Annotated in this window: 14 protein-coding genes; 5 read left to right on the forward strand and 9 right to left on the reverse strand. The window is 62.2% G+C overall.

Features of this window, described 5'->3' with window-relative positions:
• Window positions 1-36: 36 nt before the first annotated feature.
• A complete protein-coding gene (gene glmU / locus SynRS9902_RS08465) occupies window positions 37-1,389 on the forward strand; it encodes a bifunctional UDP-N-acetylglucosamine diphosphorylase/glucosamine-1-phosphate N-acetyltransferase GlmU (protein WP_186508799.1) in 1,353 nt (450 codons plus the stop codon).
• Between the two features lie 10 nt (window positions 1,390-1,399).
• Here glmU and murF read toward each other — a convergent pair whose 3' ends face one another.
• Genes murF through menD form a run of 6 tightly spaced genes read right to left on the reverse strand, consistent with a single transcriptional unit; the run spans window position 1,400 to window position 8,230 of the window.
• The gene (gene murF, locus SynRS9902_RS08470) at window positions 1,400-2,749 is read right to left on the reverse strand and encodes a UDP-N-acetylmuramoyl-tripeptide--D-alanyl-D-alanine ligase (protein WP_186508800.1); all 1,350 of its coding nucleotides are present in this window, start codon (window positions 2,747-2,749) and stop codon (window positions 1,400-1,402) included.
• Window positions 2,746-3,522: a hypothetical protein gene (locus SynRS9902_RS08475; protein WP_255446076.1), complete on the reverse strand. Its 777-nt coding sequence runs from the start codon at window positions 3,520-3,522 to the stop codon at window positions 2,746-2,748. Before SynRS9902_RS08475 ends, murF begins: the two co-directional genes overlap by 4 nt.
• 2 nt (window positions 3,523-3,524) lie before the next feature.
• Window positions 3,525-5,060: a glycogen synthase GlgA gene (glgA, locus tag SynRS9902_RS08480; protein ID WP_186508802.1), complete on the reverse strand. Its 1,536-nt coding sequence runs from the start codon at window positions 5,058-5,060 to the stop codon at window positions 3,525-3,527.
• Between the two features lie 55 nt (window positions 5,061-5,115).
• Entirely contained in the window at window positions 5,116-5,661 is a 546-nt protein-coding gene (locus SynRS9902_RS08485; protein WP_186508803.1) for a L,D-transpeptidase, read from the reverse strand.
• Window positions 5,662-5,666: 5 nt separating this feature from the next.
• Window positions 5,667-6,536 carry a 1,4-dihydroxy-2-naphthoyl-CoA synthase gene (menB, locus tag SynRS9902_RS08490; protein WP_114988990.1) on the reverse strand — a complete coding sequence of 290 codons (870 nt, stop codon included), beginning with the start codon at window positions 6,534-6,536 and terminating at the stop codon, window positions 5,667-5,669.
• A 5-nt stretch (window positions 6,537-6,541) separates the two neighbouring features.
• The gene (gene menD, locus SynRS9902_RS08495; RefSeq protein WP_186508804.1) at window positions 6,542-8,230 is read right to left on the reverse strand and encodes a 2-succinyl-5-enolpyruvyl-6-hydroxy-3-cyclohexene-1-carboxylic-acid synthase; all 1,689 of its coding nucleotides are present in this window, start codon (window positions 8,228-8,230) and stop codon (window positions 6,542-6,544) included.
• Window positions 8,231-8,287: 57 nt separating this feature from the next.
• Here menD and lepB point away from each other — a divergent pair, with 57 nt between their 5' ends.
• Both lepB and SynRS9902_RS08505 read left to right on the forward strand, forming a co-directional pair.
• On the forward strand, window positions 8,288-8,878 hold the full coding sequence (gene lepB / locus SynRS9902_RS08500) for a signal peptidase I (protein ID WP_186508805.1): 591 nt from the start codon (window positions 8,288-8,290) through the stop codon (window positions 8,876-8,878).
• Between the two features lie 49 nt (window positions 8,879-8,927).
• Window positions 8,928-9,281 (forward strand): DUF760 domain-containing protein, encoded by a 354-nt coding sequence (locus SynRS9902_RS08505; RefSeq protein ID WP_186508806.1) that lies wholly within the window; start codon window positions 8,928-8,930, stop codon window positions 9,279-9,281.
• Here the strand turns inward: SynRS9902_RS08505 and SynRS9902_RS08510 are convergent.
• From SynRS9902_RS08510 to arsB, 3 genes are read right to left on the reverse strand one after another with little or no spacing between them, the layout of a single operon-like run.
• Window positions 9,271-10,464, reverse strand: coding sequence for a DUF4336 domain-containing protein (locus SynRS9902_RS08510; protein ID WP_186508807.1), 1,194 nt, complete (start codon window positions 10,462-10,464; stop codon window positions 9,271-9,273). The genes SynRS9902_RS08505 and SynRS9902_RS08510 overlap by 11 nt on opposite strands.
• Window positions 10,465-10,492: 28 nt before the next feature.
• Window positions 10,493-11,677, reverse strand: a complete 1,185-nt coding sequence (gene chrA / locus SynRS9902_RS08515; RefSeq protein ID WP_186510584.1) for a chromate efflux transporter — start codon at window positions 11,675-11,677, stop codon at window positions 10,493-10,495.
• A 13-nt stretch (window positions 11,678-11,690) separates the two neighbouring features.
• Window positions 11,691-12,701, reverse strand: a complete 1,011-nt coding sequence (gene arsB, locus SynRS9902_RS08520; protein WP_186510585.1) for an ACR3 family arsenite efflux transporter — start codon at window positions 12,699-12,701, stop codon at window positions 11,691-11,693.
• A gap of 491 nt (window positions 12,702-13,192) precedes the next feature.
• On the opposite strand from arsB, the gene phnC reads away from it, so the two are divergent.
• Together phnC and phnD are read left to right on the forward strand one after the other, a co-directional pair.
• Entirely contained in the window at window positions 13,193-13,957 is a 765-nt protein-coding gene (gene phnC, locus SynRS9902_RS08525; protein ID WP_186508808.1) for a phosphonate ABC transporter ATP-binding protein, read from the forward strand.
• 44 nt (window positions 13,958-14,001) lie between these two features.
• A complete protein-coding gene (gene phnD, locus SynRS9902_RS08530) occupies window positions 14,002-14,898 on the forward strand; it encodes a phosphate/phosphite/phosphonate ABC transporter substrate-binding protein (RefSeq protein WP_186508809.1) in 897 nt (298 codons plus the stop codon).
• The last annotated feature ends 43 nt before the right edge of the window (window positions 14,899-14,941 follow it).

Here is a 14,941-nt window from a genome sequence, read left to right on the forward strand (position 1 = left end):
GCCCGGTAGATTCCGCCCGTCTTCCCCTCGCTCCGCATGCTCGCCGTAGCCGTTCTGGCCGCTGGAAAAGGCACCCGCATGAAGAGCGCACTCCCAAAAGTGCTCCAACCCCTGGCGGGAGCCACCCTGGTGGAACGGGTGCTCGCCAGTGCCGGCAACCTGCAACCGGAACGGCGGCTGCTGATCGTTGGGCATCAAGCCGAACGGGTGGAGCAGCAGCTGGCTCCGGTCGGAGGCCTGGAATTTGTTCTGCAGCAGCCCCAGAACGGCACGGGCCATGCGGTGCAACAGCTGATTCCATCGCTGCAGGGCTTTGAAGGGGAACTGCTCGTGCTCAACGGCGATGTACCGCTGCTGCGAAGTGAAACGGTCGAAGCATTGGTGCAACAGCACCGGGCCAGCGGTGCTGATGTCACCCTGCTGACGGCACGGCTCGAGGATCCCACCGGTTACGGGCGTGTGTTCGCCGATGCCGACGGCCAGGTGAGCAGCATCATTGAGCATCGCGATTGCACGGACGAGCAACGCAGCAACAACCTCACCAACGCCGGGATCTACTGCTTCAACTGGACGGCCCTGGCCAACGTGCTGCCGAAGCTCAGCACGGACAACGATCAGGGGGAGCTGTATCTCACCGACACGGTGGCGATGCTGCCGAAGGCCATGCACCTGGAGGTGGCCGATGCCGATGAGGTGAACGGCATCAACAACCGGCGGCAACTGGCCCAGTGCGAAGCCCTGCTGCAGCAACGGTTGCGCCACCACTGGATGGATGAAGGGGTCACCTTCATTGATCCCGAAAGCTGCACCCTCAGTGAAGGCTGCAGCTTCGGCCGCGAGGTGGTGATCGAACCGCAAACCCACTTCCGCGGCCGCTGCGTGATCGGCGACAACTCCCGGATCGGCCCCGGCAGCCTGATCGAGGACGCGTCGGTTGGAACCAACGTCAGTGTGGTGCACTCCGTGGTGCGAGAGGCCAACGTCGGTAACGACGTTGCCATCGGTCCCTTTGCTCACCTGCGGCCGGCCGCCGATGTCGGCGATGGCTGCCGCATCGGCAACTTTGTGGAGGTGAAGAAAAGCCAGCTGGGAGCTGGCACCAAAGTGAACCACCTCAGCTACATCGGCGACGCCACCCTCGGGGAGACCGTCAACGTGGGGGCAGGCACGATCACCGCCAACTACGACGGCGTGAACAAGCACCGCACCGTGATCGGCAGCAACAGCAAAACGGGTGCCAATTCCGTGCTGGTCGCTCCGGTCAACATCGGAGAACGAGCCACCATCGGAGCAGGCTCGACCATCACCAAGGATGTGGCGGACGGCGCCCTGGCGATTGGACGCGCCCGCCAGATGACCAAAGAAGGTTGGGCTGAACGAAAGGTCTGATCCAGCCTTTTCAAAGGCGTGGCAACAGCGGTATCAACCGTTCCAGGGCAACACCGCGGCTGGCCTTGAGCAGCAGAACATCCCCCGCCTCCAGCCAGGCGGCCAGAGGTGCTGCGGCGTCTTCCGGATTCGACACCAACTGCAGGTGGGGTAAGGATGCCGCCACTTCAGCCATCGCCTTGCCCTCCGCTCCGCCATCCACCAGCACCAGACCGTCCAGACCGAGCTGCACGGCGCGGGCGGCAACCTCTTGATGCAGCTCAAGGCTGCGGTCTCCAAGTTCCAGCATGGTGCCCAGCACAGCAAAACGTCGCCCCGGTTGCGCCGCCAGCAGCTCAAGAGACGCCAACACCGCCTCAGGCGAGGCGTTGTAGGTCTCATCGAGGAGTGTCAAAGCACCCTGCTGCAGGCGGCGGTTGCGTCCGCCCGGCACCGTCACCTGCATGCCTTGCAACGCCTTGCGGGACAAGCCCAACTGGTCTGCAACAGCGACGGCCAAGAGCAGGTTGCGGGCGTTGTGACGTCCCTCCAGCTGTAACGGGAGACAATCCACATCGATCAGCAACTGGTCGCCGGTGACGTCTCCAACCAGATCGGCTTCAACCTCGGGATCGTCAGCCAGGCGCACGCGCAGCACGCGGCCGGACCACACCGCCGCCAAAGCCGACTCCAGCAGGGGATCACCGGCGGGAATCACCACGGTTCCCTTTGGATGCAACCCAGCCGTGATTTCACATTTAGCCGCTGCAATCGCTTCACGGCTGCCGAGACGACCGATGTGGGCCGTTCCGATGTTGGTGATCACCGCAAGATCCGGCTCGGTGCAGCGGGAGAGGCGCTCGATCTCCCCAGGCCCCCGCATGCCCATCTCAATCACGAGGGCCGCATCAGCTGCGCTGGCGCCCAGAACGGTGAGGGGAACCCCAACGTCGTTGTTGTTGTTGCCTTCGCTGGCCTGAATCGCTCCCAGAGGAGCCAATGTCGCTCGAATCAACTCCCGGGTTGTGGTTTTGCCGGCTGAGCCCGTCACCGCCACCAGAGGCTTGCCGAGGGCACGGCGGTGCAGCAAGGCCAGCTGTTGATAGGCCAGCAGAGTGTCGTCCAACCGCCAATGCAGCAGGTCTGGAGGCAACGGTTCAGTCCAGCTGCGGCTCACAACAGCAGCCTGGACCTTGTGTTCAGGCAGTTGGGCGAGAAATTGATGACCATCAAAGCGCTCGCCCACAAGGGGGACAAAAAAATCACCCGGCTGGAGCTGTCGGCTGTCGGTGCAGACCCGTCCCACCAGGGCATCGGGTTCAAAGCTGCCGCCCTGGGGGGTTCCCCAGGCATCCAGCAGCTGACGCAGCGTCAGGGTCATCCCACCAACCCGAGGTCAAACAGGATCATGCCTCCCCCAACCCGAGCTGACCGCCCCAGAAGATCGCCCTGTTCATTGACCAACTGAAGACTGGCGTAATCCAGCTCGAACGCCGACTGAAGCCAACTGGAGGCGAGGGTCTGGCGCTGATCAGGCGGCAACTGCTGCCATACGCCAACAGACAACTCCAACAGCAGGCGGTCCTGCTCCGGAACAGGCTTGGCTGAACGAAGCAGTCCTTCAGGGACGGACGTGTCCTGAAACAGCTCAAACAGGGGATCGAAACTGAGGTGGGGTTGGTTGGGCTGCTCCGGCTCCGATGGCTCCACGGCCGGCTCAGCATCCATCGCTTCCTGCACGGGTGATGGCTCCTCCGCCTTGCGCTGTGGTGCCGGGATCAGCTCCGGCGCGGGGAGCTCAAGGGGAGACGTGCGCTGCAGCTCAACCGGATCCGGACGCGGGGCGGGGCGGGAATGGTCCTGCCAGAGGCGAATCCCAGCCAGGGGCAGCAGAAGCAGCAACACCAGCAGCAGCGGCCAGAAGCTGGGGGCCAGATCCCGGGGCCAGAAGCCTGGAACCGAAAGCTCACCCTCCTGGTTCCGACGCCAGAGTTCTTGGCTCCTGAGCCGAACATCAGCGGCCATCGCCTGAAGGTTGCGGCCGAATTCCTGCCAGGGACTGACGTAGGGAGCCGGGAGATTGCCCGATGGCTCGCTGCTCTGGGACTCAGATTGAGCCTCAGAGGAGGAGTCGGATCGGGCGGGCTCGCTCAAACTCAACTGGATCGACGACCGAAGAGACGGTTCAGGGGGTTGCGGCCGGCGGAGGTCACCTCAGCAGGGGCGCTGGCCTCTTCAGTCTGCCCCTCAGAACGGGAGGGGTCAGCAGCCTGACCCTGGGAGAACTGCTCCACAAGAGCAGCATCCGGGGTGGGTTCCTTGATGCCGCAGACGTCCTTGTACATGAGGTCGTAATCGATCGCGGAACGATCCCAGCTGTAGTCCTGATTCATGCCGCGTTTCTGCAGCTCGACCCAGCTGTCCCGGTGGCGGAATGCTTCCCAGGCCCGCACCAGGGCTGTGTAAAAGTCGACCGGTTCAAAGCGATCGAAGCAGAATCCTGCGCCGCTGTCGGCAGCGGGGATGTGGGGCGGGACCGTGTCAACGAGACCTCCCACCTTGCGAACAACGGGCACTGAGCCGTAGCGCATGGCATAAAGCTGGCTGATGCCACAGGGTTCAAAACGGCTGGGCATCAGGAAGGCATCGCTGCCGCCGTAGATCAACCGCGACAGGTCATCGTCGTAGGTGAGGAAGACGGCGCACTTGCCCGGATGACGGGATGCGAGTTGCCAGAGTCCGGATTCGAGCCCCCGGTCGCCGGTTCCCAGCACAACAATCTGGGTGTCGGTGTAGGCCAGCAGCCGATCAGCCACCTGCAGCAGCAGATCAACTCCCTTCTGGTCGACAAGGCGGCTGACCATGCCGAGCACGAAGGCGTCCTCCCGCACCTCCAGCCCCATCCGCTCCTGGAGCACCTTCTTGCAGACCGCCTTGCCGGAAAGATCGTCGGCGCTGAAGTTTGCCGGCAGGGAGCGATCGGTGGCTGGATCCCAGGCATCCAGATCAATGCCGTTGAGGATGCCGCGCAGCTTGCCCGAGACGAAGTTGAGTAGACCCTCCAGCTTTTCGCCGTATTCCGCCGTTCGGATCTCCTGGGCATAGGTGGGCGACACCGCATTGACGCGGTCGGCGTAGAGCAGCGCAGCGGCCATGGTGTGATCCCCCTGCATGTACCAGGGGCACCAGGTCATCAGATCGAGCTTCCAGCGCCAGGGACCCTGGTACTTGAGGTTATGGATGGTGAACACCGTGCTGATTTCCGGGTCCTGATGCATCCACACCGGGATCATCCCGGTGTGCCAGTCGTGGCAATGCAGCACCTGGGGCTTCCAGACGTTCCAGGAGAATTCGGCAGCAGCACTGGCAAAGAAGGTGAAGCGCCAGTCCTCGTCGTCGCCGCCGTAGATGCGCTCCGGGTCGAACACCGGATGACCCACCAGGTAGATCGTCATCCCATTGGTGGGATGCTTCGTTTCATAGACGGCAAACTCGGTGCCCATGGTCTGGGCTCGCCAGATCGGCTCCGCCGGCACGTTGAGGCGGCTCCAGAGCTTGGCGTAGCCCGGCATGATCAGGCGCACGTCGTGGCCGAGCTTGGCCAATGCCGGGGGCAGAGAGCCAACAACATCGCCCATCCCTCCAACCTTGATCATCGGGGCGCATTCCGCTGCAGCGAAGAGGATGCGCATGTCTCAGATCGGCGTTGGCGCGGCGACTTTAAGGGGAATTTAGGAATCTGTTCCGTCAGGGAAGAACCGTCACCTGAGTTCCAAGCGACACCTGGCGATACAGGGCACGCACATCCTCGTTGTAAAGCCGCACACAGCCATGGGAGACGGCCCGTCCCACCGTCCAGCGGTGGGGGGTGCCATGGAACCCCGTGGTGGTGCATCCCTTGATCGTGATCCAGGCATCGCCGTCATGGGCATCACGGCCGCGGCAATCGCGATGGAAAGCGATCCAGTGGCTGCCCAAGGGATTGTTGGCCCCCTGTTCCTCCACCCGCTCGCCACTCACCGGATGCACCCACACCGGATTGGGGATCTTCTGAAGCACTTCAAAGCGTCCGGTGGGGGTTTCCCAGCCGGGCATGCCGATGGCCACCGGGAAAGCGTTGCGCAGCCTACCGTTGTCGAGCAGAAACACACGGCGACGGCCGCGCAACATCACCACATGGCGAGTGCTGTTGCCCCGCAGATCCTGAGGCAGTGAAGCCAGGCCTGCCGTCACGGAATCCTCAGCCGCCGCCTGCAGCAGGGCAAGCGGTTCCGGTGGAGGAAGAGGAAGCATTCCCGTCAGGGTAACCAGCCTGTCTCGGAAAAATCCGGAGACCGCTTCTCAAGGAAGGCATTGCGGCCTTCCACGGCTTCTTCGGTTCGATAAAAGAGATGGGTGGCATTGCCCGCCAATTCCTGCAACCCGGCGAGGCCATCGGTTTCGGCATTGAATGCGGCCTTGAGGCAACGGATGGCCGTGGGGCTGTGCTGCAGCACCTCGCGGGCCCAGCGCACCCCCTCCGCCTCCAACTGCTCCAACGGCACCACGGCGTTGACGAGCCCCATCTCCAACGCCTCCTTGGCGCCATAACGGCGGCAGAGAAACCAGATTTCACGGGCCTTGCGCTGGCCAACCACCCGCGCCAGGTAGCCCGCACCAAAGCCGCCATCAAAACTGCCGACCTTGGGGCCGGTCTGGCCGAACACAGCGTTCTCGGCGGCAAGGCTGAGGTCGCAGAGCAGATGCAACACCTGGCCGCCGCCCATGGCATAGCCGGCCACCAGGCCGATCACCACCTTGGGCAGGCTGCGAATGATGCGCTGCAGATCCAGCACGTTCAGGCGGGGCAAGCCGTCCTCACCGACGTAACCGCCGTCACCGCGAACACTCTGGTCACCGCCGGAACAGAAGGCATAGCCACCATCGGGGGCTGGACCAACGCCGGTGAACAGCACCACACCAATGTCACGGTCATCCCGGATGCGCGTGAAGGCATCACAGAGCTCCATCACCGTCTGCGGGCGGAAGGCGTTGCGCTTGGCGGGGCGGTTGATGGCCACACGCGCCAGGCCGTCAGCGCAACGGTCCACAAGGATGTCCTGGTAGCTGCCCCACGGTGTCCATTGCGCTGTTGGCGCACCGGGGAGCACCTGACGCATGTCACTCATCGGGTTCAGGGCTCGGTGCGCTCATTCTGAGCAGCGGCGCGCAGCTGCTGACGCAGGGCAGCATCACGTCCGCGGTCGCTGCACAACCGCAACAACACCGGCCGTTGCTGCGACAAGCCCCAGGCCAAGGCCTCCTGCAGATCCTCCAGACAGGCCACCTGGCGTCCAGGCACACCGTGGGCCGCCGCCAGAGCCAGGGGATCCACCTGCTGGGGCATGGCGAAGAGTGATTCGAAGCCCGGCGTGGCAATGGGCAACTGCTGAAAAATGCCGCCGCCGCCGTTATCGATCAGCAGCACCAGCAGTGGTGGTGGAGCTGCAGCAGCGGACGATGCATGGAGCCAGCCGTTGCTGTCGTGCAGCAGGGCCAGATCACCGGTCACCAGCGCCAACGGACCAAGATTCGCCGCCAGACCCATGGCAAGCGACAAGGTGCCGTCGATGCCCGAGGCGCCGCGGAAGCTGAAGCAACGGTGGCGGCCGCAGGCGGGCCCGCCCCAGGTCAACCAATCGCGCACCGGTGAACTGGCGGCCAACATCACTGGCAACCGCTCCGGCAGGAGCTGGGGAAGCCAGTGGGCCAGAGCGGGCTCATTGACGGCGCCACGCAAGGGCAGCTGGGCCTCGATCCAGGCCGAGAGGTCGTCGGTGCCAACTGATGGCTTGCTCTGCTTGTCCAGCCCAGGCTGTTGGGCAATCCAAGCGGCCAGGCACCCGGACCATTGGCTGGCCACCTGCAGCGGATCCAGCGGCCTTGAATCCCCTTCGGTGATTACCAGTTGGGGGCCCTGATGGCGCTGAAGCCAAGCCTCCAACCGCCGGCTGGCGGGCATGGGTCCCAGCCGCAACACCTGAGCGTCGTCAGGCAGGTTCAGCCGATCCAGTTGCAACTCCCAGTGCTCGATGCGGTTGGGGCAGTCAGAACCAAGAGCGGCGAGGGGATCCGCCAGCAGAGGCCAACCGCTGAGGTTCACCCAGCGATGCAGAGCCTGTTGATAGGCCTCCAGCGCGGGCGAAAGACCGCGCCAAGGGCCCGCAATCACAACCCCCGGGCGCTCTGGATCGAGGCGAGGCGCAGGCGCGATCTCGGGCGAAGGCTCAGGGCAAGCCGTGGGCGGGAGCGCAGCCGAAACCAGCTGTTGCTGCTGCTCGAGCGTGGTGTGCAGCGGCTCCTTAAAGGGCAGGTTGAGGTGAACCGCTCCCGGCGGCCCAGTGCCTGCACCCTGGGCTTGCTGCCAGGCCTGAACTGCCAGGGCAGTGAGGAAGTCGTTGGCCTGGGTGTGGACACCGTCTGTCGCTCCACTGCCGAACCATCGGCAGGCCGAGAGCAGAAAGGATTCCTGGTTAACCGTCTGGTTGGCGCCGCAGTTTTTGAGCCGAGCGGGGCGATCCGCCGTGAGCAGCAGCAAAGGCTGACAGGAGCGGTCCGCCTCCACCGCAGCGGGAAGCAGGTTGGCCACCGCGGTGCCGGAGGTGGTGACCACTGCCACGGCACGGCCATGGGCGGTCGCCATGCCGAGGGCCAGAAAGGCGGCCGAACGCTCGTCGATGGCCGTGACCAGCTGCAGCTTCGCCTGGGAGGCCAGCATTCCCGCCGCGGTTGCCAGGGGGCCGGAACGGCTGCCAGGGCAGAGCACCAGCTGCTTCAGCCCCTGGAGACAAAGAGCCTCCAGCAGCGTGAGGGCGGCCTGCAAATTGGCGCGAGCGATGGTCAGTGCAGCAGGCCAGGCTGGTGTGATCTTCGGTCAACGATGACCCAACCCACGACACCCGCTCCAGGAGAAGACAGCAAGGGCTTCTGGCGCAATCTGATTCTCTGGGCCCTGCTGGCGCTGCTGCTGCGCTGGTTGGTGGTGGAACCGCGCTGGATTCCCTCAGGCTCGATGCTGCCCACCCTGCAGCTGCAGGACCGCATCCTGGTGGAGAAGGTGAGGCCCCGCCTGGCCCGCAGCCGCCACGGCCATCTGCATCGGGGCGATGTGGTGGTGTTCGCCCCGCCGGAGCAGCTCGTGGCCGCTGGCTACGACGCATCCGCTGCACTGATCAAACGGGTGGTGGGGCTGCCTGGCGATCAATTGGAGGTGCACGACGGCAGGCTGTTCCGCAACGGTGAACTGGCTGCGGAACCCTGGTTGGCGGAAGCGATCAACTACGACATGGCTCCTATCACCGTGCCGGCGGATCAGCTGTGGGTGATGGGGGACAACCGCAATGCCAGCCTCGATTCCCACCTCTGGGGATCACTGCCGGAAACCAATGTTCTGGGCACGGCGGTGTGGAGGTATTGGCCGCTGCAGAGGTTCGGTCCGTTACGGATCACCGACAGCAGCAATGGCGGTTGATGCCAATGGCTTGCGTTAAGGTCAAGTCCGTGATGTAGATCACACACGAATGTTTAACCCCGAGTTCCTAACAACTGACAGCAGTGATGGTCACGCGGGGAACAGCCTGATCCAGTACCTGCAGGAGCAGTCGCCGGACACCTTGCAACGGGTCGCGAAATCAGCAAGCAACGATATTCAGGACATCATTCGCCACAACGTTCAGGGTCTGCTGGGAATGCTTCCTGGCGAGCACTTTGAGGTGAAGGTGACGGCCAACCGCGACAACCTCGCCAACATGCTGGCCTCGGCCATGATGACGGGTTATTTCCTGCGCCAGATGGAACAGCGCAAGGAACTGGAAGAGACCCTGTTGGCCGATGAACAGATGGCGATCGAGCCGGAAGACGAACTCAAGCTTTGATCACGGGCTGATCAGGCACAACGCCGAGATCGAGCAAACGCTGATCAATTGATCCAAGAAACTCCCAGTTCTCAGAACTTGGAGCCCAGTCCCGCTGTTGCAATGACGCGAGCAGGTGTTGCACGGTTTCGGGCGTGAATGTGACCGGCGCGCTGTAGTGGCCCGGCACCAGCCAGCGCAGCTCAGCCTGGCCGCTCAACTCCTGCAGCCATCGCAACAGAGCCTCTTTGGCTCTGGGCAACACCAACCGCTCAAGCACAGGGGCCACCTGCAGCCTGGGCGCGTCTTCACCGATCAAGCCATCAGCAGCCGCCTGCCAACCGGCCTTCCAGCGGAAGGGGTAAAGGCCGAAGTGGGCTTTGAGGGAACGAAGCCCTGGCTTGAACGCATCCCGCAGCAACTCAGGCAGCGCGGGCACCTCCAGCGGTTCCGGCCTCAGGTAGGAGGCAAACAGCACCAGCCGGGCCCAGCCGCGGCGGCGGGCTTCCGCTGAATCGCGGAGGGGCTCATCGCCGCGTTCGCGGGCATGGAACAACAGCGGCGTTGGATCGAGGTCAAACAACGCTGGGGGTTCGGCACTGATGCCCACCAGGGCGTCGGTCACCAACAGAGCGCCTGACGGGCGATGCAAACAGGAGACCTCCTGGAAACGGCCCACGCCAAGGTCGAGAGGTCCAAGGGAGAACCACTCACAAACATCGCCATGGGGAAGGTCATCGTCGAACAACACCTTGGTGCGACGGGCCGGCACACCCAACCAGGCCAGAGGCAACTGCACCGGGAAGCTCCACTGGCCCGGACACACCCAGATGTCCGCATCCGGGAAGGCGCGGGCCAGGGGACCGAGGGGAAGCTTGTGCTCTAAGCCAGAGGCGGTGGGCAGCACGATCGTGCACACGGGGCCGTGTTGTTGCTCCAGCCCGGCGATGGCTTGGCGCACTTCACCGGTGGGCGGCAGGGGGTTCACCAACATCAAGCCGCCGGGCACCTTGGCCACGGTGAGCCGCACCGGCACGGCCACGTAATACACCCCCTGCAGTTGCTCCAGGCTCCAGAGCTGGCCAGGGATCAGCTCACTGAACAGCGTGCGGCGGCGGCCGTAGGGGTAGAGCGGCAGCAGCGGCCAGAAACCCCAGCGCTGATCCGCAGGATTCACACCAGCTCCAGCCACCACACTCCCCATCAATGCAGTGATTCTGCAGAGGAATGGATCAGGCCAGGGTCAAACCACCCACTCCGGCGCAGAACAGCACCACCCGCCACGCCGGTTGACGCCAGCTCACCAACAACACAAACGCCACCAACGCCAAGCTGAACTCAGCACCACCGCGGATCCCTGTCTGCCAGACGGGCTGAAACAACGCCGCCAGCAGGATGCCCACCACTGATGCGTTGATGCCCAGCAGGGCTCGACGCATCGGAGCCAAACGGCCCAGGTCACTCCAGAAGGGCAAGAGCCCACCAACCAACAAGAACGAGGGAAAAAACAGGGCAATAAGCGCCATCACAGAACCGGCAATGCCCTGAAGCCCTGGCTGCAGATCAAAGCCAAGAAAGGCCGCGAAACTGAACATCGGCCCTGGCACCGCCTGGGCAGCGCCATACCCGGCCAGAAACTGCTGCAGGTCGATCCACCCGTTGGGCACCAGCGCCTGCTCCAACAAGGGGAGCACCACATGACCACCGCCGAAGACCAAGGCACCCGTGCGCAGGAAACCACTGAGCTGCTGCACCAGCAGCGGTCTGGCCTCAGCAGACAACCAGGGCAGAGCCACCAACAGCAGCACAGCGAAACCGAGCAAAACCACCGCCACCGAGCGCCGCAGCGGAACCACGAGACGTTCCGGTGCCGATGGCTCCAGAGCAGGTGGGGTCAACGCGCACCAACCCACCAATCCACCAAGCAGCAGGGCCAACAGCTGGGCCCAAACGCGAGGCACCAACAGCACCAACACAGCAGCCGCAACCATCAGGCTGGCCCGCTGCCGATCGGGAGCCAGCCTGCGCTGCAGGCCCAGAACGGCCTGGGCCACCACGGCCACAGCCGCCACCATCAAGCCATGCACCCAGCCCCCGTCGATCCAACGGGGATGGGCTGAAAGCAGCGACGCCGCCAGAACCATCAACACAGCCGAAGGCAACGTGAACCCTGCCCAGGCCGCCAGTGCGCCAAGCCAACCGGCCCGGATCAGCCCCAGGCCCATGCCCACCTGGGAACTCGAAGGGCCCGGCAACAGCTGACAGAGACCAACGAGATCGGCGTAGGCCTCAGCGGCGATCCAACGCTCCCGCTGCACAAAACGCTCGTGGAAATAACCGAGGTGCGCCACGGGGCCACCGAAGGAGGACAGCCCCAACACGAAGAACTGAACGAACACCTGCAGTGGAGCGGGCATCGTGCTGCTCATCTCAGGCGGGGAACAGGCGTCGGTTCCGGTTGGCCATCGCCACCAGCGACAACATCACCGGAACCTCCACCAGCACACCAACAACCGTGGCCAAGGCAGCCCCGGAGTTCAAACCGAACAGGCTGATGGCCACCGCAACTGCCAACTCAAAAAAGTTGGACGCGCCGATCATGGCCCCAGGTGCCGCAATCGATCGTGGCTGCCCTGCTGAGCGCATCCAGATCGCTGTGATCCAGAAGATCAAATAGGTCTGGAGGATCAGAGGAATGGCAATCAAAACGATGGCCAGCGGATTGGCCAGGATCGCCTGGGCCTGCACCATGAACAGCAGCAACACAGTGGCGATCAACGCGCCAATCGACAGGGGCTTGAGCCGCGTCTCCAACCGCTCAATCCGGCGAGTACTGCGCAGGCTCAGCCGCGTGAACCATCCGGTCACCAGGGGGACCACGACAAACAGACCGACTGCCGTGAGCATCGTGTCCCAAGGCACAAACACATCCGAAACCCCCAGCAAAAGCGCCGCAATCGGGGCGAAGGCGAAGACCATGATCAGGTCGTTCAACGCTACCTGCGCAAGGGTGTAGTTGGGATCACCGTCGCTGAGACGACTCCACACGAACACCATCGCCGTGCAGGGCGCGACGCCAAGAAGAATCATTCCGGCCACGTACTCCTGACCGATGGCTGCCGGAATCCAGGCGGAAAACACGCCACGGATGAACAACCAGGCCAGAGCTGTCATGGTGAAGGGCTTGATCAGCCAGTTCACAAGAGCTGTCACCAAAAGCCCCCGCGACTGCTGGCGAATCGCTCCGATGGAGGAGAAGTCGACCGCGAGCATCATCGGGAAGATCATTCCCCAGATCAGCACCGCGATCGGCAGATTGATCCCCGCAGCCTCCAGGGCCGCAATGCTTACCGCCGCATCAGGGAACCAAGCGCCAAGGCCAACCCCAACCACGATCGCCAGGGCAATCCAGACGGAGAGATAGCGCTCGAACAGACCGATTAATCCATCAAGAAATCTTGATGCGATAACACTACATCCAACAGGTTCCGGTCACAAAGGATGTGTTCTGGAATACATGAACAACTGCCTTAAATAGCGACAAAGCCACCAGTCAAAACAAGAGCGAGCTGGATTAGGCCAAAAAATGTTGGATTACAAATCTGCCTGCCTCACGCTACTTGTTGTACTTGCGTCGATCAACACAGTGATCAACCTTCGAGCTCACCGGAGGCGCTGAGGGAGAGCATAAATTTGCCCACACTCTTCATCGAACAGAGCCATGAACCCATCAAGGGATGCTGATGCGATGAGCCAGGAGAGACAGGCTCCGATCACAGGAAGCCATAGGTTATGAATGCAATAAGATCAGACCAAGAAATTTAAAAAATAGCAAGCGATAAGCAAGCCTCTACCAGTCCTTATCCATTTGTTAATCGTCAGCGTCAGATGAAGGCTAGATTTTCTGAGTAAGTGCTCTGGAGAACAAGGCAATGAAAGAGCTATTAAGTATCCAGCAATTATCGGTTTCATTTGGAGAAAACAATTTCGCAGTCCGAGATATCAATTTCTCGCTCCAAGATGGAGAATTTGTTGTTCTTCTGGGCTCCTCCGGAGCAGGAAAATCAACGCTGCTTCGCTCCCTAAATGGGTTGGTTCAGCCCTGTTCAGGAAGCATCCGATCACTCCATCACGGAGAAATCAGTGCGAGCACCAACCGGCAGCTCCGCGCCCACCGAAGGGACACGGCGATGGTCTTCCAGCAGCACCAGCTGATTGACCGCTTGTCCGTGCTCGACAACGTGCTGATGGGGCGCTTGGGATACCACTCCTTCCTGCGTTCACTGCTTCCACTTCCGGAAAGCGATCGGCAAAAAGCCCTCTCAGCCCTGGAGCGCGTGGGTTTGATCGACAAAGCACTGGCCCGCGTTAAAGACCTCAGCGGAGGCCAGCAGCAACGCGTCGGCATCGCGCGGGCCCTGGTTCAGGAACCCCGTCTGATTCTTGCGGACGAGCCAATCGCCAGCCTGGATCCAGAAAGTTCAGTACAGATTCTCTCGCTGTTGAAAGACATCTGTCAGCGGGACCTTATTGCTGTTCTGGTAAGCCTTCACCAGGTGGAATTCGCACGCCAGTTTGCTGATCGAATCATTGGCATGGCCGCTGGTCGCATCATTTGCGACCAACACTCGGTGACGCTGGAAGAAAGCGAAATTCACGCCCTGTATCGCCACAAGCTCGAGGCAGCGGTCACCTAATCATCCGCCGTCTCGACTTCAGGCTTGCTCTTCATTTCATCCCCATGTTGTCCCAAGCTGCGCGTTTTTCAGCCGTTGCTTTTGCCTCTGCTGCGATTGTTCTGACTGGTTGCTCCAGCCAAACAACAACTGGCAAGTCTGCCGACTCCAGTGATCCCGACAAGCTGATTGTTGCCCTGATCCCGGATGAAAATGCCGCAACTGTGATTCAGGACAACCAAGGGCTGAAGGATTACCTCAACCAGAAGCTCGGCAAGGAAATTGAACTGGTGGTCACCACCGATTACTCCTCCATGATCGAGGCGGCTCGCAACGATCGCCTCGACCTGGCCTACTTCGGACCACTGTCCTACGTGCTGGCCAAATCCAAGAGCGAAATCGAGCCCTTCGCCGCGCGAATCAAAGGTGGCACCAAGACCTACCAGTCATGCCTGATCGGCAACACCGAAGCCGGCGTGACCGACTTTGAGGCGATCAAAGGCAAAACCTTTGCCTTTGGAGATCCAGCCTCAACCTCCAGCCGTCTGTTCCCGGAACTGACCCTCAAAGAAAATGATCTCGTCAAGGGTGAGGATTACGAGGGTGTGTTCCTCGGCGCCCATGACGCTGTGGCCCTGGCCGTTCAGAACGGCAACGCTCAGGCCGGTGGCGTGGCTTGCCCGATTTTCGAATCACTGAAGGAGAAGGGCAAGATCGACGACACCAAGGTGACCTTGATCGCCAAATCAGCGCCGATCCCGCAGTACCCCTGGACGATGCGCACGTCATTGAAGCCCGAGCTGAAGGACACCATCAGCACCACTTTCATTGAACTGAATGACGACAGCGTGCTGAAGCCGTTCAAGGCCGATGGGTTCGCCGTGATCACCGATCAGGACTACGACGGCATCCGCAAGGCGGGTGATCTGCTGGGCCTCGACCTCGGCAAGTTCGTCAACTGAACACGTTCCTTTGTCCCGATGGTTCACACCATCGGGACCTTTT

The sequence above is a fragment of the Synechococcus sp. RS9902 genome, from assembly GCF_014279635.1.
Classification (GTDB): domain Bacteria; phylum Cyanobacteriota; class Cyanobacteriia; order PCC-6307; family Cyanobiaceae; genus Parasynechococcus.